Raw genomic sequence first — 21722 nt, 5'->3', positions numbered from 1 at the left:
GGTATTGACCGGGAACCAATTTTTCGTTTCCAGGCCAGCTCCTTGAAGGCGATCTCCAGATCTTGGAGCTGTTCGATCATGACGTTTGTCCCGCTGACATCGCCCGGACATCAATCAGTTGCGAGCATCAGATGGTCGTCTCCGACCTTCACATATTTCCGGGCGGGAAGGACGTAGTCGAGCGACCGGACCGGGCTCTTGATTTCATCGGCGGGAACATCTTGCTTCATCGAGCGCTGGGACGGATCGGCGACTGGAACGGCTGCCATCAACTTTTTCGTGTAGGGATGTTGAGGATTGCCGAAGATCGCTCGGCGCGAGCCGATTTCTACGATCTCACCCAAATACATCACGGCGACCCGATGGCTGAATCGCTCGACCACGGCCATGTCGTGCGAAATGAACAGATAAGCGAGTTTGAGTTTCGCCTGCAGGTCGAGCAGCAAATTGACGACCTGCGCCTTGACCGACACGTCGAGCGCGGAAACGGATTCATCCGCAACGATCAGCTTCGGATCGAGGATCAACGCCCTGGCGATGCTGATGCGCTGGCGTTGACCGCCAGAAAATTCGTGGGGATAGAGGTTGGCCATATCTGCCTTCAGGCCCACCAAATCGAGTAGATGCGCGACCTTGTCTCTTGCTTCCTTTTTGCTGCCCATCCCGTGAACAAGAAACGGCTCGGCGATAGCCGTGCCGATCGTCATGCGCGAATTGAGACTGGCCACAGGATCCTGGAAGACCATCTGCATCTTCTTGCGCAGGCGCTGCAGGCCAGAGCTGCCCAGCGTCGCCATATCCGTGCTATCCACGACGACCGAACCGGAGGTCGGTTCGATCAGCCGCATGACGGAACGGCCCGTCGTCGACTTGCCGCAGCCCGACTCGCCGACGAGAGAAAGCGTTTCGCCTTCGCGGAGATCGAAAGAAACATCCTCCACAGCGTGGACGCGTCCCTTCAATCCGCCGAGCGCACCGCCATGGATGTCATACCTCTTCACCAGATTCCTGACTTGCAACAAGGGCTGGCTGCACGCCGCAACCGTCTCGGGCGTCTCCTGGCCCCCGGCCATCTCTCCCGTGGTCTTGTCCACCGTTGAAAAACGCATCGGCCGCGAATGGCTCGCCATCTCGCCCATGCGAGGCACCGCCGAAAGCAGCGCACGCGTATAATTGTGGCGAGGTGCGTTGAATATCTGTGCGGTCTCACCGGTCTCCACCAACGAGCCCTTGTACATCACGACCGTGCGGTCGGCGATCTCGGCCACCACACCCATATCGTGGGTGATGAACAACACCGACATGTCCTCGGCACGCTGGAGTTCGCGGATGAGCTGCAAAATCTGAGCCTGGATCGTCACGTCCAACGCTGTTGTAGGTTCGTCCGCGATCAACAGTTTCGGCCGGCATGCCAAGGCAATTGCAATCATGACGCGTTGGCGCATGCCGCCCGAGAGTTGATGCGCATACTCGTCAAGCCGCTGTTTCGCAGATGGTATGCGAACCTTCTCCAGCAGTCCCAGCGCCTCCATTCTTGCGTCTTTTCTAGAAAGATCACGATGCTGAAGCAGGGTCTCCACGAGATGGTTGCCCACGGTGTAAACCGGGTTGAGGGCCGATTCCTGAAAGATCATTGCGATCCTGTTGCCGCGCACCTTTCGCATCGCCTCCTCGGGCAACGCCAACAGATCACTGCCTGCGAACTCGATCCGGCCCTCCAGCTTGCTGGTCTTCGAAGGCAACAGCCGCATGATAGACATTGCGGTGACGCTCTTGCCCGAACCGGATTCGCCGACGACCGCCACCGTCTCTGCACGTCCGACATCAAAGGAGATATCTCGGACAATCGGCTTCCATTTGCCGTCGTTCAGAAACGAAGTGGAAAGACCGCGTACCGCCAGAAGGGGTTGGGTTGCTGCTTCGCTCACTGGCTGACCAGTCGACATCAATCGCGTCCCTTCGGGTTAAAGACGTCGCGCACCTGATCTCCAATCAGATTGATGCTGACGATGGTGAGGAGCAGCGCAATGCCAGGATAGAGAGCGACCCAGAACTTTCCCGAAAGCGTGTATTGATAGCCATTCGAAATCAGCAGGCCGAGACTCGGTTCTGTGATCGGAACGCCAAGACCCAGGAACGACAAGGTCGCCTCGAGTGAAATGGCCCGTGCGATTTGAATGGTCGCAATGACAATGAGCGGGGGGAGACAGTTGGGAAACAGGTGCCGGAAGATGATCTGATAGGGCGGAAAGCCGAGGCACTGGGCGGCCTCGATATATTCACGGCGACGTTCGACCAGGGCCGCCGCACGGGCCGTGCGCGCGTAGATCGCCCATTCGACGATGATCAGCGCCAGCACGACGTTGATGACGCCCTTGCCGAGTATCGCCAGGATCAAGAGCGCCACCAGGATAGCCGGGAACGATAGCTGCATGTCCACGATGCGCATGATCAAATTCTCGGTTCGACCGCCGACATAGGCAGCGATCAGCCCGACCGAAGCGCCGACGAGAGCGGCGATGAGAGCCGACAACACGCCGACGACCAGGGAAATGCGCAGACCAAAGAGGATCGCGGAGAACATATCCCGGCCCTGGTCATCAGAGCCTAACAAATAGACAAAACCCCCGCCGCTTGATGGGCTGCCCGGCGGCCGCATGCCGTCGAGAATGTCGAGTTGCATGAGATCGTAAGGGTTCTGCGGGGCGATCCAAGGAGCAAAGAGGGCAACCAAAACAATGATGACCAAGAGAGCAAGGGCAGCGACAGCAATGCGCGATCGCAGAAAGCTCCTCAATGTTCTCCGCCAAGGTCGCTCGACCGCCTGCTCCACGACAACAGGTTCAACTTCGATTTCCAGTATTGCTGACATTTATGCGCCTCTTTTTGTGCCGAGACGGACTCGTGGATCCAGAATCGTGTAGGCAATGTCGGTCAGGAGATTGATGCCGACGAAGATCAGCATGATCAGCACGAGATAGGCGACCACGATCGGTCGATCCAGAACCTTTATGCTGTCGATGATCAGCTTGCCCATGCCGGGCCAAGCGAACACGCTTTCGGTCACCACCGAAAAGGCGATGAGCGAACCAAACTCCAGGGCGATGACGGTCACGATCGGAATCATGATGTTTTTGAGCACATGGATGCCGACGATCCGTCTTTCCGGCAACCCACGGGCTCGAGCATAGCGAACATAGTCCTGCGGCATCGCTTCACGGACACCTGCTCGTGTCAGGCGCATCACCATCGCGATTTTGAAGAGAGCCAAGGTGATCGCAGGCAGCACCAGGTGTTTGAGCCCGCCGACGGTCAGAAACGACAATTGCACGCCAAACAGGCTTTCGGTTGCTCCTCGCCCGCCAGAAGGCAACCATCCCAACTGGACCGAGAAAATCATAATGAGGATCAGACCGATCCAGAATGTCGGCAGAGAAAAACCGAGGATGCTACCAGCCATCAACGTTTTGGCCAGCCAGCTATCCGGCCGCAATCCAGCAAAGAGGCCAAGCGGCAGGCCGAAAACCACCGAAAGCAGCATGGCGCCGATGGCCAGTTCCAGCGTCGCAGGTAGCCGCTCAAGGATGACGCCGAGTGCCGGTTGGTTGTAGACGTAGCTCGTTCCAAGGTCTCCCTGCAGGATGCCTTTTAGAAAGAGCAGATATTGAATCCACAGCGGCCGATCGAGCCCGAGATGCGCGACAATGCGAAGTTTCTCGGTTTGAGAGGCATCGGGAGGAACGAGGATATCAATCGGATTGCCAATGACATTGACGCCGGCAAAAACGATCAAGGTCATGACGAGCATGACCAGGATCGATTGGAAGAGCCGGCTCGTGAGCCAACCAAACATCATGCCTCCTTGCGTGAAACTCGCTCGCATGCCTCGCCGGCATGACGCATCTGGAAGAGCCCGCCGGCACCACCGGCGACAGGCGGGTGTCGCCGCGGCGACTGTCGATGAAGTCTTCTTCAGTCAACTGCTCCGCTCACGCGCCTGACGGCACGTGAGCGCGCAATCATGTCCTGCTGGTCGCGGTTCGCTTTGCAGCGATGACAGACATGAACTGATCCGATCGCGGCGTATATTGGATGCTCGTCTTGGCGCCGACCACGATCGCTTCACGGTGCAGCGGAAGAATCGCGTGGTCCTCAAAAATGATCTTCGAGTTTTCGGCGAGGATCGCGTAGCGGGTCGCATCGTCAGGGGCCGTTGCCGCCTTCTCCAGATTTTCGTCGACCGCCGGGTTGGAATAGAAGCCAGCATTTGAGCCCCCGAGACCTTTCTCTGCGTTTCTCGTCGCAACGGTCGCTGACATCGGATTGGAGGTCTCGCCGGTGTTGGTACCCCAAGCTGACAAAGACAGGCTGAATTCGCCCTTGTTGTTGCGCGCCGAATACACAGACCATGGCATGACATCCACAGCCGAAACGACGCCGACGCGCGAGAACATCTGGGCGACCGCCTGAACGATCTTCGCGTCATTGATGTAGCGGTCGTTGGGCCCATGCACGGTCAATCGGAATCCGTCAGGATATCCGGCCGTCCCAAGCAGTGATCGGGCGAGGCCCGGATTATACTTTTCCGGCTGCAGGTCTGGCGATGTGCCGGGCTGCCCGGCTGGCAGAAACTGAGACGCAATTTCTGCGTTTCCCGCCATGACTTGCTTGACGATTCCCTCCCGGTTGATGGCGAGGGACAAGGCCCTGCGCACCGTCGGATCCTTGAGCGGGTTCTTCGCGAGCGGTTTGCCTGACTGGTCCGTGATGAATGGAGAGACGTCGCGGTGTTGGTCCATGGCCAAATAGACAAGCCGGTTCGACATACCTCTAACGACGTGGAAGCTCGGGGATGCCTCAACCCGTTCCAACCCCGTGTGGGGCAGTTCTTCAACGAGGTCGCAATCGCCCGACAGCAGCGCCGCGATGCGTGCAGCTTCGTTGGAGATGATCTTCATCTCCACGCGCTCAAAGGCAGGCCTCTCACCCCAGTAGCTGTCGTTTCGAACCAGATTTATCCGGTCTCCCGGAATATACTTGTCGAGCACGAAGGGGCCGGTGCCGATCGCCGCCGAACCGTTGTTGAAATCGCCGGTCGTGGCGTTCTTGAACTGTGCCTTGATGATCCCGATCCGGCTCAGCGAGTTCGGCAGCAAGGGATCACGGGCGTTCGTCTCGATGAGAAGTGTCCGGCCCCCCGAGACGATCTTCTTGATCGACCGTGTGTAGATCTGAAAGTTTCCCGGAGTCGAAATCCTGGACGCTCGCTCGATTGAAGCGATGATGTCGTCTCCGGTGAGCCGCGCACCGTCGCTGAACTTGACGTCAGGCCGGATCTCGAATTCCCAATGCGTGGGGTCGATTTCCTTCCAGGACCTCGCAAGGCCGGCGATGGACTTCACGCTCTCGTCTGTCAGCACGACGGGATCAAACAAGTGCCTGGCCAGCGCATTATTCGGAATTGCGTTGTAGAGATGAGGATCGATCGTCGTTGGCGGTGCAGACAATGCGATCCGCAAAACGGCATCTTGAGCGAATGAGGGACAGGCGAGGCCGACCAGCGGAAAGGCGGTCGCTGCGCCCAATCCATACTTCAGGATCGTACGACGGCTATAGCTGTTGCCTGGCACTCTCGCTCCTCCTGAAAGTTGAACAGAAGATCTGCCCGCTGCACGCCGGTCTCTTTTCGGAGGCTTTGGCGTCCGCGTCATTCCGGCTTCTTCTGTCGGTTTTCGTTCTAGCTGCCTTGATATCGATCGGCCGGCCGTGCCACAATAATCATAATTCGCATAATCCGTTGCCTAATTGGCAACGCACGAGGTTTCGATGCAGCCCATTTCCATACGGTATGTCTTGGCGGTCGCCCGCTACGGCTCCATCGCCGAAGCCGCCTCACGGCTGAATGTCGCAGGATCGGCGATCAGCCGGCAGATCGCAAAGATCGAAGAACAGCTTGGAGTTGAGCTTTTCGAAAGGCGTGCGCGCGGGATGGTTCCGAGCGCGGCGGGAGAAATTCTGGTCGCGCATGGTCGCCGCACCGAGTTGGACGCGAGCAGTGCAATCGCCGAGATCAGGGAGTTGCGCGGTCCTCACAAGGGCCACATCCGGGTCGCGGCCTTTGATGGTTTTGCGCTTCAGCCTCTGCCTCGCATGATGTCCGATTTTCGCGGCTCATATCCTCAGGTGACATTCGATCTATACCTCGGCAACTCGTTCGAGATCGCCAGGCAGGTCAAGGATGGTGAAGCGGACATCGGAGTGACCTTCAATCATCCGTCGCCACGCGGCGTCGACGTTGTTCACGTCAGTCGGCGCCTGGTCAGCATCGTCGTCCCGAAAGACCACCCGCTCGCAAAAAGGCGGGGCGTCACGCTGAAGGACATTTCCCGCTATCCGCTTGCCTTGCCCGACAAGTCCAGAACCCAGCGTCAGATGATCGAGACGGCATTCGCCAGGCACGGGCTGAGGGTCGAGCCGGCTATGTCGTCCAATTCCGTTGCCGCCATGCGCCAATTCGCCAAGAGTGCCGGCGCAGTCGTCTTTAGTTCATCGCGAATTGCCGAAGAAGCCGATGCGGAAGGTTTGAAGGTCGTTCCCATCCGTGACGATGGAGTCGCGGAAACAGTGATCCACGTCATCATCATGGAAAAGCGAACACTTCCTGCAACGGTTCAGGCGTTTCTTGAGATCGTGCTGGGTAGGCTTCGGTCCGGTGACTAAATGAGTGCCCTAGCGCGGGCAGCATCGCTATTCACACCGTCGCTCAATTGCACGATCGGAGTCCGCGGCCAGCTGACGTCGGCGCGATTTGGTCGACCGCGTCGATCGTACTCCGCGCCAACCAATGCATTGCCATTTCAGCAATGAAGGATGCGAATCTAAGCGATTGTGGCAGAGCATTCCCATGACTAACCATGGGTCAGCATGAGGCGCAAAACGTCGGGGAGGCATCGGTGTCGGTATTTTCAAAGCCGGCGATCGCGGAGGCGACCGCAATCAGGCAGCACCTGCACGCCAATCCCGAGTTGCGGTACGAAGAGTGTCAAACCGCCGATCTGGTCGCTAGCCGGCTCAAGGCGTTGGGTTATGACGTGACCGAGGGCGTCGCCAAGACGGGGGTTGTCGGTCTCCTGGATACAGGCAGACCCGGCCCCACCATTGCTTTTCGCGCCGACATGGACGCGCTGCCGATCGAGGAGCAGACCGGACTTTCCTATGCTTCGCGTAACCCCGGCAAGATGCATGCCTGCGGTCACGACGGGCACACCGCATCGCTGCTCCTGGCTGCGCGCAAGCTTGCAGAAGACCACGATCATCTCTCAGGCAGACTCAAGCTATTGTTCCAACCGGCGGAGGAAGGTGGCCTCGGCGCGGTCGCCATGATCGAGGCTGACGTGCTGAAGGGCGTTGAGAACATCTATGGCTTTCACAATCGTCCGGGCTTTCCGCTCGGTCGGGTTTTCGCCAAATCAGGTCCGGCAATGGGCGGCAGTACTCGCTACGAACTCGCCATCACGGGACATGGCGGCCACGCGGCGCGACCGGATCTCGCCATAGATCCCATCCTTGTTGGATCCGCCGTGGTCCAGGGGCTCCAGAGTATTGTGTCTCGACGGCTGTCGCCACTCGAATCCGGGGTGATCACCGTGACCGGTTTCCATGCCGGCGGGGGCGGCAATGTCATCCCGCCGACGGCAAGGCTCATGATCAGCGCCCGTGACGGTTCGCCGGATGTCTTTGCGCTGCTGGGTCACGAGATACGGCAAGTGACGACCAACATCTGTAGCGCGCATGGCGCACGCGCAGAGATCACGCAGCTCCTACGCATTCCGTCGGTCATCAACGATCGAGCGCAGACAGATTTTGTGATCAAGGTCGCGATCGATACTGTTGGCGAGAATCGAGCGGGACGCATCGACACGCTTGCGACGATGGGCGCGGAAGATTTCGCATTCTATCTCGAGCAGGTTCCGGGTTGCTTCTTCTTTGTCGGCAATGGCGAGGAGAGCGCCTATCTGCATGACCCGAAGTATGATTTCTGCGATGAGATCCTTCCGGTCGCGGGCGGCATGTTCGTTGCGATTGCGAGCCATCGTCTCCGGTCAGCGATCTGATTGCGGATAGCGTTACGGCGCAACCATGGAGGCAAGTGGAGTCGCAAGAGCTCCGGTCTGTTTCCACGACGAGAGTCGCAGCACCCAGGGCCAGGCAGCCGGCGAATTCAAGGAGAAGACATGAGCGCGAACCCGCAGGCCACGAGAACGCTCGCGCACTGGGCAGCCACGGTACCAGCGCAGTGGGCACCGTCGACGCTCCGCATCGCCGAGCATTCTCTGGAGGACACGATCGCAGCCATGGTGGCGGGCGCAGGGGATCGCGTTTCGGCGTCCGTCCGGCGGGGGCTGGCGTCCGGTGCAGGATATATTCCCGTCATTGGCAGCACCAAGCGACTGTGCGCCCCATTGAGCGCGCTGGCGAACGGAACGGCGGCGCATGCGAGAGAGCTCGACGAAATGTTTTTCGTTGCGGGAAGCCATTTTGGCTGCGCCGTCATCCCTGCGATCCTGGCGCAGGCTTGCGAGATGGATGCCTCTCTGGACCAGGTGCTGGATTCGCTGATTGTCGGCAGCGAAGTGATGGCCCGGATTGGCATGGCCATGAACAGGGCGCATTTCGAAAAAGGCTGGCACGGCACGCAGACCATCGGCGTCATTGCCGCCGCAGCGGCATGCGCAAGGCTACGGGGCTTGGACACCGACAAGATGACGCACGCGCTCAGCCTGGCGGTTTCCATGGCCGCGGGGCCCAAGGTCCAGTTCGGCACCGACGCCAAGCCGCTGCATGCTGGACTGGCCGCCCAAGGCGGAGTCCTGGCGGCCTCATTGGCCGCGGCGGGAGTGAGGGGCAGTGAAGTGGCACTGGAAGGCCCACACGGCTTTGGCGCGCTGTACAGCGGCCACACGATGGCTGACTGGTCCGCTGTCGCAAATGTCCAGGAAGACCCCCTGGCCATCGAGAGCCACGGGTTTGCATTCAAGCTCTACCCGAACTGCGCGTCCACGCATCGCTGCCTTGATGCTTTGCAAGCTCTCGCTGCAGAGCACCGCTTCGATGCAGATGAGGTCGCACGCGTCGAAACGCTGGTAGGCCGGGTCAACATGGTGAACCTCAAGCATTCAGAGCCAGGCGATCCGCGGGAAGCCATGTTCTCGATGCAGTACGCCATTGCAACCATGCTTCGCTATGGCGGCGTGGAGCTCGCCGACTTCACTCCGCAAGCGGTGCGCGATGCCGAAACCCGGCGCCACATGCGAATTGTCGAGATGCGGCTGGATCCGAAGGCCGAAAGCGGCGAGGAAACTGCGACAAATCTGTTGCCGCATACGACGATCGTGACCTTGAAGGACGGCCGGCGCCTGGCGCGATCACTACAGCATCCCAAGGGGTCCTTGTCGAACCCGTTTTCTGCATCGGAGCGGCAGACAAAATTTGACCAGTGTACGGCCGGCATTGCTCCCGCAGAACGCCTCATGGAGGTTCGCCAGATTCTGTCCGCTCCGCAGGACATCAAGGCTCGCCGCTTGTTGGAGCTGCTCCAGTTCGAGGCCCACGTGGATGATGGAGAGCGTTTTCACCGGACCACTGGTGGCATATCCCGAGCCCCTACGTCGCAAGCTGTCAGGCGTCGTCGAAATCCGGAGAGCACGCCAGCGAGTTCGAGATAGCTGGCCTGTCAATCCACCTTGATTGGCCTCGCGTCGGCGGCCGGCATGTCGTTCCGTGTCGGCGGGCCGTCCGTCTGCCTTGTGCCGACCACGCCGGCGGCGAGCCTGCGCAGCCTTTCCCGGCGTTCGCGGAAGTCGGCGTACTCCTGGTCTGCGAGCACGCCGATCAGGATCACCGATCCGCTCACCGCAAAATTGAGCGACGACGGGATGCCCAGCAGATTGACGAGGTTCTGCAGCACCTGCAGCAGAATGGCGCCGAGGACGACACCGATGATCGAGCCTTCGCCGCCGCGCAGTGAAAAGCCGCCGAGAACCGCGGCCGCGATGGCGTATAATTCGTAGAAGTTGCCATGCGAGCTCGGCAGAATCGAACGCGTATACATGGCCAGGAAGATCGACGACACGGCGGCCAGCACTCCGCAGATCGCGTAAGCGGCGACAATGACGCCGCCGGTTCGAATCCCCGAGAACCGCGCGGCTTCCTCGTTCTTGCCGACCGCATAAAGGTGGCGCCCGAAGACGGTGTGATGGAGCACAACCCACATTGCCGCAGCAACGACCAGCATGAAAACGAATGAATGTGGAATCGGGATCGACGTGTAGGCGTCGCCCGTGAACAACCCAACGATGTCGGTGCGGCCGGTCGTGAGGTACTCCAGAGTTTCGAAGCGGACGCCGAAAGGAAAGCCGGCGGTGGCGTCGGCGGTATAGAAGCGCGCGACGCCGCGGTAGATCAGCAACCCGCAGAGCGTCACGACGAACGGCTGCATCCTCTTCTTGGTGATGAGCAGTCCATGGATCAGGCCCATCAGAACGCCGATCGCGAGGATGATGAGCGAGGCGACCGGCCAGGGAACGCCGCGACTGGCAATCAGATCGACGAAGATCACGCCCAAGAGCGCGATCATCGAGCCGACCGAAAGCTCGATCCCGCCGGTGATGATGACGAAGGCTTCTCCGATGGAAAACATGCCGAACAAGCCGACCAGGTTGGCCGTGTTCGAGATGTTCACCGCCGACAGGAAACGCGGGTTGATCAGCGCGACAACCGTCCCGACCACGATGATGAGGACGAACAGCCCGAGGTCCTTCTTGAAATTCAGCATTGAGTATGTCCCGCTTGGTTTGCTGGCTGCGCCACGCCGTGTCCCACGGCCAGCCGCAAGATGTCCTCTTCCCGGCATTGCGCGCGATCGAGGATCCCGGATATGCGTCCCTGGTGCATCACGGCGACGCGGTCGGAAACACCGATCACCTCCTCCATGTCCGAAGAGATCATCAGCACCGCAACGCCGGAGTCGGCGAGCATGCGCATCAGCCGGTAGATCTCCGACTTGGCGCCGATGTCGATGCCCCGGGTCGGCTCGTCGAAGATGATGACGCGCGGCTTCATCGCCAGCCATTTTGCCAGCACGACCTTCTGCTGGTTGCCTCCGGAGAGCGAGCCGGCGCGCGCGGCCACGTTCGGTGCACGAATATCGAGTTCACCCCGGCTCTTTTCCGCGCGCTCGCGCTCGGCCCTGCGTGAGACCGTCATGCCGCGCGCATAGGCGCGGAGGTTGGGAAGCGTGATGTTCTCGGTGATGGCGAAGTCGAGCAGGAGGCCCATTCCCTTGCGATCCTCGGGCACCAGGAAGACGCCGGCTCGCACGGCCTCGGCCGAGTTTGCGAACCGGACGGGCGCGCCATCCAGCAGCACGGTGCCACCCTCGGCGCGGTCGATGCCGAACAGGGTGTGGGCGAGTTCGGTTCGCCCGGCGCCGACGAGGCCGGCAAGACCCAGAACCTCGCCGCGATGGAAGTCGATGCTGACTTCGGCGAGAGGGAACGTCTTTGTTCGCAGCTTCTGCACGGACACGACGACGTCGCCGCGTTCGCTCGCCGGCGCCGAATAGGCGACCTTGAGATCGCGCCCGACCATCAGCTTGACCATCGCGTCATGGGTCACTGCGTCGCCCTGGAGATGGCCCACGAGGCGGCCATCGCGCAGGATGATCACGCGGTCGGATGCCTGGACCACCTCGTTCAGCCGATGCGAGACGAACATCACCGCGATGCCGTTGGCCTTGAGTGCTGCCACGACCTTGAGCAGCTTCTCGGTTTCCGCGAGCGGCAGGCTGGATGTCGGCTCGTCGAGGATCACGAGCCTTGCGTTCAGGCTCAGCGCCTTGGCGATCTCGACCATCTGCCGCTGCGCGAGCGAAAGCCGGGATACCGCGGTCGAGGAGGAAAAAGTCGCCCCGAGCTGGTCGAGATAGGGCTGCACCATCGCGTGCAATTTCTTGCCGTCGACGACGTTGAGCAGACCGAACTTGCGAGGCTCTCGCCCGATGAAAACGTTGGCCGCGACGTCAAGGTTTTCGAACAGATTGAGCTCCTGATGAACGAAGGCTATGCCGGCGCTCATCGACTGGGAGACCGTGAGGCTGTGGTGGGGTACGCCATCGATCTCGACCGTGCCCCGGTCGGGTGTGGTGACGCCGCCCAATATCTTCATGAGGGTGGATTTGCCGGCGCCATTCTCGCCGACGAGCCCGACGACCTCGCCACGCCGCACCTCGGCGGCAAAATCCGAGAGGGCCACCACGCCTGGATAGGATTTGGTGATGGCGGTCAATTTGAGGAACGGCTCCGCGACTTGCGAAGGCACGGACGAAACATCGCCGACAGACATGTTGAACCCGAGGAAAGACTCCCGCAGCCGGCAAAGCCGGAACGGAGGGAAGGTGTACCGGAGGCCGGCTGCGGGAACTCAGGCTCAGTTGGTCAACTTCGCCTGGAGATCGGCCTTGAACGCGTCGACATTGTCCTTGCTGATGATCTTGCCCGGAATGATGGCGATGCCCTTGGCTGGGACGACCGACTTGTCGCCGCTCAGATAGGCGGCAAACAACTTGCTGCCCTGGTAGGCCCACTCGTACGGCTGTTGCACGACCGTGCCGGCGAAGGAGCCGTCCTTGACGGCGCCGAGCGTAATCGGGTCTTCGTCGAACGCGATCACCGTGATCTTGCCGAGCTTGCGGTTGTCACGAAGCGACTCGTAGATCTTCGGCGGGTTGTACGAGTAGAATCCCACCATGCAGTCGATTTCAGGGTGGGCGACGAGCGTGTCGTCCACATTGGCGCGGGCACGGGCCTGGTCGTGGTCGTCTGTGCGCACGTCGACCAACTCGATATTCTTGACGCCGGCGACCGCCTTGAAACCTTCGATGCGCTCACGAGCGTTGTCGGCGCCGGTGTTGCCGACGAAGCCCATGCACTTGGCACCATTTGGCAGGGCCTTGACCGCGACCTCGCCCGCATTCTTGCCGAGGTCGACGTTGGACGAGCCGATGTAGAACACGCGCTTGGCGTCGGCAGCGTCGCTGTCGAAGGTGAACAGCGGCACTTGAGCGCCGATCTTGTTGAACGCTTCGGCCTGGGTCTTCGGGTTGAGCGGCGACACCGCAATTGCGGCGGCGCCGGCCGCAACCAGGTCTTCCATCAGGCGTTGCTGGATGGCCGCGTCGGCGCGCTCAGGATATTTCCACTGCAGATCGACGTTCGGCAGCTCCTTTTGCGCCTTGTGCATGCCAGCTTCGGCAAGCTTCCAGAAATCCGACGCCCCGTTCGGCACCCAGACGATGACTTTCTTATCGGCAGCCTCCGCCGCGCCGACCAGCATCAGGCTGGCGGCGGCGATCACACTCGCGTACTTCATGGCAGTTCTCGCTCCCTTGAACCGGCGTGCGATGCGCCGGCGTTTCCTCTACTCGAACCCGGCTGAAAGGCGCCCGGACTTACGTCCCTTTTTGATGCGCCTAGCCGATTGCCAATCCCCGGCGGAGAAGGTGTTGCCGCCGGGCGATTGCTCACCGCCAGAACAATGGGAAACGGTTGCTCGTCCGTCCAACAGATAGTAGAGATCGCGTTAATCTGTCTGATGAATGAAAGCCTTCGGTTCGTGCAATGGAATTGCGTCAACTCCAGCATTTCATCGTTGTCGCCGAAGAGCTGAACTTCACTCGCGCCGCGGATCGCGTTCACATCGTCCAGTCGGCGCTGTCCAGTTCGATCCGCAGTCTCGAAGAGGAGCTGCGTGTCCGCCTCTTTGTGCGCAGCACAAGACAGGTGCGGCTCACCCCGGCGGGGCGCGCCTTTCTGGAGAAGGCCCGCGAGGCCCTCAAGGTCATCGACATCGGACGGGAGACCGTCGCTGACATCGCGGGGTTGCGGCGTGGCTCGCTGTCAATCGGGACCGTTCACAGCCTGCCCGCGTTTCTCGATCTGCCCACTCTGATCTCCCGCTATCACGCGATCTCGCCCGGAATTGAGGTGCGGCTGCGCCAGGGCGATGCAGCAGGGCTGATGGAGCAGCTTCGCAGCGGGCGGCTCGATCTTGCCTTCCTGCCGCTCCTGGACGCGCCGGACGACATCTTCACTGCGATCATCGCCTGCGAGGATCTCGTCGCCGCCACGCCGCCAAACCACCCTCTTGCAGGGCGAACCGGCGTTGATCTGCGCGAACTCATGCCCTATCCGTTCGTTGATTTCGAGATCGGCTGGGGCACGCGGCCGCTGATCGATCGCGCCTTTGGCCAAGCGAACCTGGAACGGCAGACCAACTTCGACGTCACGGATCTCGAAACCATCGTCGACCTCGTCGGTCAAGGACTTGGAATAGCGCTTCTGCCAGAGACGATCGCCGAAATGCGGCGCTCGAAGATTTCGGTCTGCGAACTGGCCGAGCCCGCCATCTGCTGGGAATTGCTCATCGCCTATTTGCGGACCGACGGCGATGCCCCGCTGAATGGCGCGGCTCAAGGCTTCCTCGATCTTCTGACCTTCCAATAGCTCGGCCAAGTGCGCTCGAGTGCGGCTCGAGTGCGGTTCATCGCCGAGATCGATCAGAGTGATCTTGATTATCTGTTGGACGCCCGGGGGATCGATCAGCATCTTGCCGCGGCACTGCGCCAGCCGTTCGCCTCAGGACGGCGCTGGTGGACGATGTGTTCGTGGAAAGGATTCGACAGATGACTGGAAAGCTCGAGGGCAAGGTTGCGATTATCACGGGGGCGAGCGCCGGCATTGGTCAGGCGAGCGCCCGCGCGCTCGCCCGCGAGGGCGCGCGCCTGGTGCTCACCGCCCGCAGGCCAGACCGGCTCACGGCGCTGATCGATGAGGCGCGTTCGCTCGGCGGAGATGGCGTCGCGGTGATCGGCGACGCGCGCGAGGAGGAGACTGCGCATGCGGTCGTCGAAGCAGCCAAGGCTTTCGGCAGCATCGATATCCTGATCAACAATGTCGGGGTCGGCAACTACAAGAAGCTGGCGGACACCAGCCTCGCGGACTACGTCGAGATGATGGACGTCAACGTCCGCTCGACGTTCCTGTTCAGCCGCCACGTGGCGCCGGTCATGATCGCGCAGGGCAGCGGCATCATCCTGATGGTCTCGTCCATGGCCGGCGTCTACGGCTTCGCCGGTGAGGCGGTCTATTGCGCCACGAAATTCGCGCAGGTTGGTTTTGCGCAAGGGCTCGACAAGGAGCTGCGTCCGCACGGAATCAAGGTCGGAACGATTAACCCTGGCGGGGTGAAGACGGAATTCGCCCTCGGCAAGGGCCGTACCGAGGCGGGGGTGGCGCAATCGGACATGCTGGAAGCCGAGGACGTCGCCGCCGCCATCCATTTCGCCTGCACCCAGCCGAAAGGCTCGCGCATCATCCAGATCCAGATGCGCACGATGGCCGAGGCGCTGGCTTAGAGCGTGACGCCCTTTGTCGAATCAAAGCGCTTACCGCAAGTTCAGCTCACCTCTCCCCGTCGGGGAGAGGTCGGCGCGCGGCGTCGTGCCAGTTTGTCGCGTTCCGTCGGGCAAATCTTCGCTTGTGTCCTCTCTGAGCACCTCGCGTTGATACGCGATGAGCCGATTGAAATTCTGCTCGAGCCCGCCGATACGCGCCGACATCGTGCCGAGCTCCGCCGGCTCATTGTCGACCCGAGCTTCGACCAGCGAGGCGATGCTGGCATTGACCGCCGAGCGAAGGCCGGTGATGCGTTTGGAACCGAGCGATCTGTTTAGCCGCGGCGGCATCCCTGGGAGCATCGACTTGGGCGCAGGTTCAGCGGCGCCATCTTCACGATCAGCGGTTGGCCGCGATCAAAACAGGAGACGGGCGCCGACCTGATAGCCGGTCCAGCCCAGCATCGCGTTACGACTTGTCGTGGCGTTGACGAAAACGTGAAAGGTGTTCGCCGCACGTAATTCCAATCCGCCCGATGCCTGCCAGGTGACGGCGGCAGGGAAACGAACCGGCTCCGCATTGGCATAGTCGAAGGTGAAGCTGTTGCCGGCCATCCCGGTGAGATCGACCGCGCCATAGATCGGCGGGTGCTTGTCCATCTCGTTGCGCACCTGCCCGGAGGCCGAGGCCAGCAGTTCGAACGGACCGACGTTGAGAAGCGAGCACAGCAGATCGATGCCGGCGCGAACCTGGCTGGATTCGCGGCGCTGCCCCGGAAACTGCGTGGAGAAGATGTCGCCGGCCGTGAAGGCGTTCTGCTCCAGCGTCAGGTAGCGGAAGCCGACGAAGCCGGTGGTCACGAGCCGCGAGAACGTCCAGCGCACGTTGAACTGGGAGTCCACAGCCCATTCGCGACCGTTCCAGCTGCCGGGCGTGAATGCGTTGAAGTTGGCATTGAAGCTGTCGTCGGCATAGCTCGCGGTCGTGCGCCACAGCACGTGCTGGTCCTCGACGATGAGGTCGAAGCCGATGCCGTGGCTGCTGCTGCTCATGTTCCGGTCGGGCGTCTGCTTGTAGTTGACGTCGGTCGTCCCGTGCTGTCCGCGAAGGCCAATCGTGAAATTCGGCGACAGCCGCTTGGCGAGGCCGGCAACATATCCCTTCGAGGTGAAGCGGCCGTCGGCGACAATGTTGTCGGTGATGCTATGGCCATCGATACTGTAGCCGGTGGCGTAGGCGGTCCAGCCGTCGCGCACGATCGCATTGTCCGCCGAAAGCAGCGGCCCGGCGAACGAACTCGAAGGCGGCAGTGGCGACCAGAACCGCTGGTCGAACGACTCACCGGCGAAGGCCGCCCGATCGGCAAACGCCAAGATAAAGGCAGCTGCGACGACGAGACGGCCGCATCGTCCGCCGCCCGACAAGCCGGCCATGACCCTTTTTCCTGTTCAGCTGCAGGCCGAAGCCGCAAACAACCTTATATCGTCTCGATGGGACTATACAATCGTCACGATAAGAGCATACTCTGGTGCCGCAGAAAAGCCAGGGGGCACGCGCGAATGACGGTTGTGACGTTTGCGCCACTCTATGCCTTCACCAACCCATCCCCCGCGGACAATACTTATTTGTTGGCAGCGACGGCTCAGCCTGCGGGAGGTCCCTGGGTTGGCGCGTTCGCCTATGCGGTGAACGCGAAGCCGAATTTGCCGCAGCTGACGCTCAGTCAGTTTTTCACCAACGTGATCGGAAATCACGCGATATTCCAGCACGCCGGCTTCGTGTTCCTGCCGCAACCGCCGGCTTCATCCAGCATGGCTGCGTTCCGCGCCAGCATGCTGGCCGCGGCCAAGGGATTTCCGGCGTTCGGCAGCAACGCAACTCTTGGCGGCTTTCTGCTGTGGCTGCAGCAGCTCGACTCGTTGGCCGCCGGCCTCAGCATGCCCTACCCGGCCTATGCGCTGCAGCCGCAGGCCTATCGGTTGTTCGCGGCCGGTGGCCAGGGACGGACGCTGTTCTTCGACGCCAGCAAGCTCAGCCCGTCCAGCGCCATGAACTACGACGGCAACGGCAACCTCGTCATTGCGCCCAACGGCGCGACGTTGTCGTTCGGCGATGCCGCGCCAAGCCAGCCTGCGGTCAAGCTGGGGGCGCTGACGGTCCCGCTGGCGGGGCAGACCGCAGGCTGCCTCACCTTCCAGGGCAGCAATGGCGGCGCGCTGACCGCCTTCGAGTTCGGCTTCGACTATGCCATGGCGCAGGACGGCGGCCCGCCGAGCCGGCTGCCGTTCCCGCTGCTCGATGGCAGCGAGGTGCTGGCGGACGCGACGGTCAGCGGCGTCATCGATCCGTTCGGCTTCGGCAGCCCGATCCGCAACAACATGACGATCTCGCCCAAGGGCGGCAGCTTCGTCTCGGCCTATCGCACGATCTGGGACGAGCCGATTTCCCTCGGCCCCGTCAGCAACAAGGCGCAATTCGTCGCGGCCGCGACGGCCGATCCGGTCCAGCCGGCGCGACTCTATTTCGCGCCCAGCGGCGACTTCGCGATGACGGTGCCCGGCGCACCGATGGCCGCGCACCGGCTGGTCTGCGGCTTCGCAGCCACCGAGGAGATCGGCTTCGCCGACGGCGACCTGTTGCGCTTCACGCCGGGAATGCCGGCCGACATCGCGGTGACGACCACGAGCGGCAGCTTCACGTTCGCACCCGGCCCGAGCAACGGTCACACCACCGCGCTGGCCGCAGTCGTCAAGAGCGGCGCGGCGCCGCCCTACAACGTCTACTATTCCGAATCGGCCAACTCGCCGCTGTTCAGCCCATTGGCCGGAGCGGGTCAGGATCCTCAGCTGCTGCGGCATGACGGCTTCGCCTTACGCGCCCTGCCGCCAACACCGCCTACGGGCGCCGGCTTTCCGCTGCTGCCCTATGCCGCAGTGGCCCCGACGCCCGGCTTCGCTGCCCAAAAGGGCGCGGTCGCGGCGTTCGAATATGGCTATGTCGCAACGACCCGCGCCCAGGCGATCCGCGGCCTCCCGACGCAGCCGGCCGATCTCGGCGATCCGCGCAAGATTGCCGTCACGCCGCAGGGCTATATCGTTGGCCTGGACGGCAAGGGCGATATCGTGTCGGTCGAGCTTGGCGCAGCAGCGGGCTGTGAGCTGATCTTCCAGGTGCTCGACGGCAATAGACAGCCGACGGGCCTGCCGTTGCCGGACGACCTGCGCGACGCCTTTCTGGCGACGCAGCAGTTCATCGTCATCAGCGCCGCCACGGCGGAGTATGTCGCCAACTGCACGGTGACGCTCGCCATGAGCGGCTGGGGCTTCTCCTTCGCCCCCGCGCCGCCGGACAAGATCGCGCCCGGCGACTACCAGTCGGTCCTGATCATCAAATCGGCGCAGGGGCGCGTCAGCGAGCTCGCGGCCACGCCGGCGGCCTGGACCGCCTACCAGCAATTCAACGCCGCCTCGCTCGATCCGACCGGCGCGGTGCTGTCGGGCTGGCTCAGCAGCTACATCGCCAACGCCAAGGCCCAGTACAACAATGGACTCGGGCTCGCCGGCCTGCAGACCTTCTGCGAACTCATCGATGATCCCGCATGGAACGGCTTCGTGTTCCTGAACGTGCCGGTGGCCGCCGGCGAACTCGACCCCAGCCTGTCGTTTCTGCTTGCCGGCGTCGATCCGAGCGCACTCGTTGCCCACCACGTCGGCTGCGCGGTCAATCATACGGTTTACGACGGCAGCTCTTATGCTCCGGACAGCGCGTTCTTCGGCCTGGTGCATTATCTCAGTCCGGGAACGTCGCCGAACGGAAGCCCGGGCTCGGGCTTCATCGCGACGTCAGTGCCGTATGATTTCCAGCTGCTGGCGCTCGAGACCCTGTTCGAGAACTCGGCGCTGAAGAGCTTTTCCTCCAGCGCCGCCGTCATCCTCAACACGTTCTTCGGCGATGCCGTGCTAGCCGCGCCGAGCGGTCCCGGCCCGATCGCCACCGATCTCATCGTCATCCGCGGCGCCTTGCAGCAGAACGACGGCGCGCCGAGCTACGTGTTCGCAACCGCGCCGGGCGTGACCAGCACGTTCTACCTGTCGAGCAGCGCGATTGACCGTATCGAGATCGACCGTGCGGTGGTCGCGCAGAACGCCGACGTCGATCTGACCTCGTCCGTCACCTTCCAGATGTCGGGCTGGATGGGCACGCTGCCGCCGGTTGCCGGAGACGATCCTGTCTTCGACCTGCTGTCCTACGCCGCGCTGTCCTTCGTCAATTTCGGGCTGACCATGTCATATGACTCGAACCAGAGTCCCACGCCCGGCGGCGACAAGAAGTTTACAGCGGATCTCAGTGGCTTCGCCTTGACAGGCCTGCCCGACAAGCTGTTCGACGGCAGTTTCGTCGATACCAGCTCGGCCGCGGCCAATACGCTCTACCGCGCCGACAGCTTCGCGGCCAGCTTCCCGCTGCAGCTCAAGAGCTTCGTCATTGGAGCCGACAGCAAATCGCCGAGCGACCTGGGCTACCGCGCGCTCGCCACCAATCCGTCGACCGGCGGCGATCCGCCAAGCGGCGAGTGGTACGGCCTCGCCTTCGATCTGCCGCTCGGCGGCTCCGGCTCGCTCGATGCGTCCGGATTGATCAACGCGCAGCTGATGTTCACCTGGACGGCGGGCGGCACCGGCGTTGCCGCCTACGCGCCCTTCATCCGGCTCTCCGGGCCCGGCGGCGTCAACCTGAGCTTCGACCTCGAAGGCATCCTCAAATTTGGTGCCGACGGCATCATGCTGTCGCGCATCGCGCAGGGGCAGCAGTCGGTCTACGTCTTCACCTTCGCCTCGATCGGCGTCACCGTGTTCACGCGCTCGTTCCCGCCAAAGGGCTCGACCAACATTCTCGTCGCCGGATTCGGCGACCGCACGCTTGGCTGGTTCGGCGCCTATGTCGATCCGAATGCGCCGCCATTGTCGCCGACCCAAGCCGTGACGGGAGGACAATGATGGCCGTCACTGCGCTCGCCTGGAACCTCGAGGAATTCGGCGTCCGCTACGGCCTCGAAGCGACCAGCCGTCAATGCGAGATCGTGCGCTGTGCGCTGATCGCCGCTGTGGTGGCCGATCTCGGCGCCCAGGTGCTGGTGATCCAGGAGCTCAGGGTTCACGGCGTCCCCTTTCTCGCGCGTCTGCAGAACTTCCTCAACGCGACCGGCAACAATGACTGGCACTTCGACTGGGTTCCGGGCGCCATTACCAATGCCGGGGCGATGCCTCCTGCAGGGATCGGCGATCTCGGCTTCACCGCGCCCGGCAATCTCGAAGGCTACGGCGTGCTCTACCGCAACGGCTACGCGCAGCAGCAGGCTGGCGCACGGTCGGCCGGCCAGGACACCTTGAACGCCGCTGGCGGCGGCGGCGCCAATCGCATCGATCTCGTCCTGAACGGATCGCCGATCCAGTTCAACGCGAACAATCCCGTCATCACCTTCAACGCGCTCGGCGCGGCGGCAGCGCTGGGCTTCCCAACCTCGACCTGTCCGGATGCCAACATCGTCCGCAATCTGCGCGGTGGGCGCGTGTTCCACTCGAACAACGTCATCCCGCAGCAACGGATGTCGCGGCGGCCGTGCCAGGTCTCGATCGTCGATCCCCACGCCAATCCGCAGACGCCGGTGTCGACCGTCGTCTATCACGCGCCGGTCGGCCAGAATAATTCCAAGAGCCCCATCTACGGCGCCCTGCTCGGCTTTGCCGCAGCCGCGCTCGGCGCCAATGCGGGTGCGCGCGGCTACATCGGCGACTTCAACGTGGTCGTCAACGGCGACCTGACCGTTCTGCGCAACCGCGCCACCGCCTTGAACTTCGTTGGCCAGACCTATGCCAACAACGCATTCGCCAATACGTCGGTCCACTCCGCCGTCGGCACCAACGGCCCGTGGCACCAGGGCGCCGGCGTGTTGACCTCGCCACGCGACATCGGGCTCGGCACCACGGCCAACGCGACCAGCGTGCCCGACGTGCTCGGGCTTTTCACCCAGAACGGGACCCGCGCCTACGCGCTGCTCCGGCAGCAGGCCATCAGAAACTTCATCACCAACACGCTGCTGCAATGGGTGGATGAATGGTTTCCAAACAACGCCGGCACGGTCGTAAACGAGTTCTATTCCGGCGGTCCTTATACGGTCGGTGATGTCGCTACGGGGCGGGCGCTGATGTTCAATTTGCTGCTCAGTGATCATCTTCCCGTCCAGATCGTGCAGAACTAAGGGAGCGGACG

General features: G+C 62.1%; 16 protein-coding genes. 7 read left to right on the top strand and 9 right to left on the bottom strand.

The window, feature by feature from the left end; translation table 11 throughout:
• Window positions 1-110: 110 nt before the first annotated feature.
• The 4 genes from ACQR1I_RS04250 to ACQR1I_RS04235 all read right to left on the bottom strand — a co-directional run bounded on the left by ACQR1I_RS04250 (window position 111) and on the right by ACQR1I_RS04235 (window position 5630).
• Entirely contained in the window at window positions 111-1946 is a 1836-nt protein-coding gene (locus ACQR1I_RS04250) for an ABC transporter ATP-binding protein (RefSeq protein WP_434867869.1), read from the bottom strand.
• Window positions 1946-2872: an ABC transporter permease gene (locus ACQR1I_RS04245; RefSeq protein ID WP_434867870.1), complete on the bottom strand. Its 927-nt coding sequence runs from the start codon at window positions 2870-2872 to the stop codon at window positions 1946-1948. The genes ACQR1I_RS04250 and ACQR1I_RS04245 overlap by 1 nt, the downstream gene beginning before the upstream one ends.
• The gene (locus ACQR1I_RS04240; RefSeq protein WP_434867871.1) at window positions 2873-3853 is read right to left on the bottom strand and encodes an ABC transporter permease; all 981 of its coding nucleotides are present in this window, start codon (window positions 3851-3853) and stop codon (window positions 2873-2875) included.
• A gap of 166 nt (window positions 3854-4019) precedes the next feature.
• Window positions 4020-5630, bottom strand: a complete 1611-nt coding sequence (locus tag ACQR1I_RS04235; protein ID WP_434867872.1) for an ABC transporter substrate-binding protein — start codon at window positions 5628-5630, stop codon at window positions 4020-4022.
• Between the two features lie 196 nt (window positions 5631-5826).
• On the opposite strand from ACQR1I_RS04235, the gene ACQR1I_RS04230 reads away from it, so the two are divergent.
• The 3 genes from ACQR1I_RS04230 (at window position 5827) to ACQR1I_RS04220 (ending at window position 9725) form a co-directional block, all read left to right on the top strand.
• Window positions 5827-6720, top strand: coding sequence for a LysR family transcriptional regulator (locus ACQR1I_RS04230; RefSeq protein WP_434867873.1), 894 nt, complete (start codon window positions 5827-5829; stop codon window positions 6718-6720).
• A 194-nt stretch (window positions 6721-6914) separates the two neighbouring features.
• Complete coding sequence (locus ACQR1I_RS04225) at window positions 6915-8114, top strand: M20 metallopeptidase family protein (protein ID WP_434867874.1); 1200 nt, start codon at window positions 6915-6917, stop codon at window positions 8112-8114.
• 120 nt (window positions 8115-8234) lie between these two features.
• The gene (locus tag ACQR1I_RS04220; RefSeq protein ID WP_434867875.1) at window positions 8235-9725 is read left to right on the top strand and encodes an MmgE/PrpD family protein; all 1491 of its coding nucleotides are present in this window, start codon (window positions 8235-8237) and stop codon (window positions 9723-9725) included.
• A gap of 8 nt (window positions 9726-9733) precedes the next feature.
• Here ACQR1I_RS04220 and ACQR1I_RS04215 read toward each other — a convergent pair whose 3' ends face one another.
• The 3 genes from ACQR1I_RS04215 to ACQR1I_RS04205 all read right to left on the bottom strand — a co-directional run bounded on the left by ACQR1I_RS04215 (window position 9734) and on the right by ACQR1I_RS04205 (window position 13428).
• Window positions 9734-10834 carry an ABC transporter permease gene (locus ACQR1I_RS04215; protein WP_434867876.1) on the bottom strand — a complete coding sequence of 367 codons (1101 nt, stop codon included), beginning with the start codon at window positions 10832-10834 and terminating at the stop codon, window positions 9734-9736.
• Window positions 10828-12402: a sugar ABC transporter ATP-binding protein gene (locus ACQR1I_RS04210; protein ID WP_434867877.1), complete on the bottom strand. Its 1575-nt coding sequence runs from the start codon at window positions 12400-12402 to the stop codon at window positions 10828-10830. The genes ACQR1I_RS04215 and ACQR1I_RS04210 overlap by 7 nt, the downstream gene beginning before the upstream one ends.
• A gap of 84 nt (window positions 12403-12486) precedes the next feature.
• Window positions 12487-13428 carry a sugar-binding protein gene (locus tag ACQR1I_RS04205; RefSeq protein WP_434867878.1) on the bottom strand — a complete coding sequence of 314 codons (942 nt, stop codon included), beginning with the start codon at window positions 13426-13428 and terminating at the stop codon, window positions 12487-12489.
• Window positions 13429-13676: 248 nt separating this feature from the next.
• Here ACQR1I_RS04205 and ACQR1I_RS04200 point away from each other — a divergent pair, with 248 nt between their 5' ends.
• Together ACQR1I_RS04200 and ACQR1I_RS04195 are read left to right on the top strand one after the other, a co-directional pair.
• Window positions 13677-14561 carry a LysR family transcriptional regulator gene (locus tag ACQR1I_RS04200; protein ID WP_434867879.1) on the top strand — a complete coding sequence of 295 codons (885 nt, stop codon included), beginning with the start codon at window positions 13677-13679 and terminating at the stop codon, window positions 14559-14561.
• A gap of 179 nt (window positions 14562-14740) precedes the next feature.
• The gene (locus ACQR1I_RS04195; RefSeq protein ID WP_434867880.1) at window positions 14741-15472 is read left to right on the top strand and encodes an SDR family oxidoreductase; all 732 of its coding nucleotides are present in this window, start codon (window positions 14741-14743) and stop codon (window positions 15470-15472) included.
• A gap of 30 nt (window positions 15473-15502) precedes the next feature.
• On the opposite strand, the gene ACQR1I_RS04190 is transcribed toward ACQR1I_RS04195, so the two are convergent.
• Window positions 15503-15802, bottom strand: coding sequence for a hypothetical protein (locus ACQR1I_RS04190; protein ID WP_434867881.1), 300 nt, complete (start codon window positions 15800-15802; stop codon window positions 15503-15505).
• A gap of 66 nt (window positions 15803-15868) precedes the next feature.
• On the bottom strand, window positions 15869-16885 hold the full coding sequence (locus ACQR1I_RS04185; protein WP_434867882.1) for an autotransporter outer membrane beta-barrel domain-containing protein: 1017 nt from the start codon (window positions 16883-16885) through the stop codon (window positions 15869-15871).
• A 126-nt stretch (window positions 16886-17011) separates the two neighbouring features.
• Between ACQR1I_RS04185 and ACQR1I_RS04180 the strand changes: the two genes are divergently transcribed.
• Together ACQR1I_RS04180 and ACQR1I_RS04175 are read left to right on the top strand one after the other, a co-directional pair.
• Window positions 17012-20449 (top strand): hypothetical protein, encoded by a 3438-nt coding sequence (locus ACQR1I_RS04180; RefSeq protein WP_434867883.1) that lies wholly within the window; start codon window positions 17012-17014, stop codon window positions 20447-20449.
• Window positions 20449-21711, top strand: coding sequence for a hypothetical protein (locus ACQR1I_RS04175; protein WP_434867884.1), 1263 nt, complete (start codon window positions 20449-20451; stop codon window positions 21709-21711). The genes ACQR1I_RS04180 and ACQR1I_RS04175 overlap by 1 nt, the downstream gene beginning before the upstream one ends.
• The last annotated feature ends 11 nt before the right edge of the window (window positions 21712-21722 follow it).

The sequence above is a fragment of the Bradyrhizobium sp. HKCCYLS2038 genome (assembly GCF_051167655.1).
In the GTDB taxonomy this organism is placed as follows: Bacteria; Pseudomonadota; Alphaproteobacteria; order Rhizobiales; family Xanthobacteraceae; genus Bradyrhizobium.
This window is presented reverse-complemented; position numbering and strand designations above follow the sequence as displayed.

Bases quoted from the DNA above. Each gene is read 5' to 3' on its own strand.
- ACQR1I_RS04200 (WP_434867879.1), top strand. From the start codon at position 13,677: ATGGAATTGCGTCAACTCCAGCATTTCATCGTTGTCGCCGAAGAGCTG.
- ACQR1I_RS04225 (WP_434867874.1), top strand. From the start codon at position 6,915: ATGGGTCAGCATGAGGCGCAAAACGTCGGGGAGGCATCGGTGTCGGTA.
- ACQR1I_RS04195 (WP_434867880.1), top strand. From the start codon at position 14,741: ATGACTGGAAAGCTCGAGGGCAAGGTTGCGATTATCACGGGGGCGAGC.
- ACQR1I_RS04210 (WP_434867877.1), bottom strand. From the start codon at position 12,402: ATGTCTGTCGGCGATGTTTCGTCCGTGCCTTCGCAAGTCGCGGAGCCG.
- ACQR1I_RS04250 (WP_434867869.1), bottom strand. From the start codon at position 1,946: ATGTCGACTGGTCAGCCAGTGAGCGAAGCAGCAACCCAACCCCTTCTG.
- ACQR1I_RS04205 (WP_434867878.1), bottom strand. From the start codon at position 13,428: ATGAAGTACGCGAGTGTGATCGCCGCCGCCAGCCTGATGCTGGTCGGC.
- ACQR1I_RS04220 (WP_434867875.1), top strand. From the start codon at position 8,235: ATGAGCGCGAACCCGCAGGCCACGAGAACGCTCGCGCACTGGGCAGCC.
- ACQR1I_RS04230 (WP_434867873.1), top strand. From the start codon at position 5,827: ATGCAGCCCATTTCCATACGGTATGTCTTGGCGGTCGCCCGCTACGGC.
- ACQR1I_RS04190 (WP_434867881.1), bottom strand. From the start codon at position 15,802: ATGCCGCCGCGGCTAAACAGATCGCTCGGTTCCAAACGCATCACCGGC.
- ACQR1I_RS04180 (WP_434867883.1), top strand. From the start codon at position 17,012: ATGACGGTTGTGACGTTTGCGCCACTCTATGCCTTCACCAACCCATCC.
- ACQR1I_RS04245 (WP_434867870.1), bottom strand. From the start codon at position 2,872: ATGTCAGCAATACTGGAAATCGAAGTTGAACCTGTTGTCGTGGAGCAG.
- ACQR1I_RS04175 (WP_434867884.1), top strand. From the start codon at position 20,449: ATGGCCGTCACTGCGCTCGCCTGGAACCTCGAGGAATTCGGCGTCCGC.
- ACQR1I_RS04240 (WP_434867871.1), bottom strand. From the start codon at position 3,853: ATGTTTGGTTGGCTCACGAGCCGGCTCTTCCAATCGATCCTGGTCATG.
- ACQR1I_RS04215 (WP_434867876.1), bottom strand. From the start codon at position 10,834: ATGCTGAATTTCAAGAAGGACCTCGGGCTGTTCGTCCTCATCATCGTG.
- ACQR1I_RS04185 (WP_434867882.1), bottom strand. From the start codon at position 16,885: ATGGCCGGCTTGTCGGGCGGCGGACGATGCGGCCGTCTCGTCGTCGCA.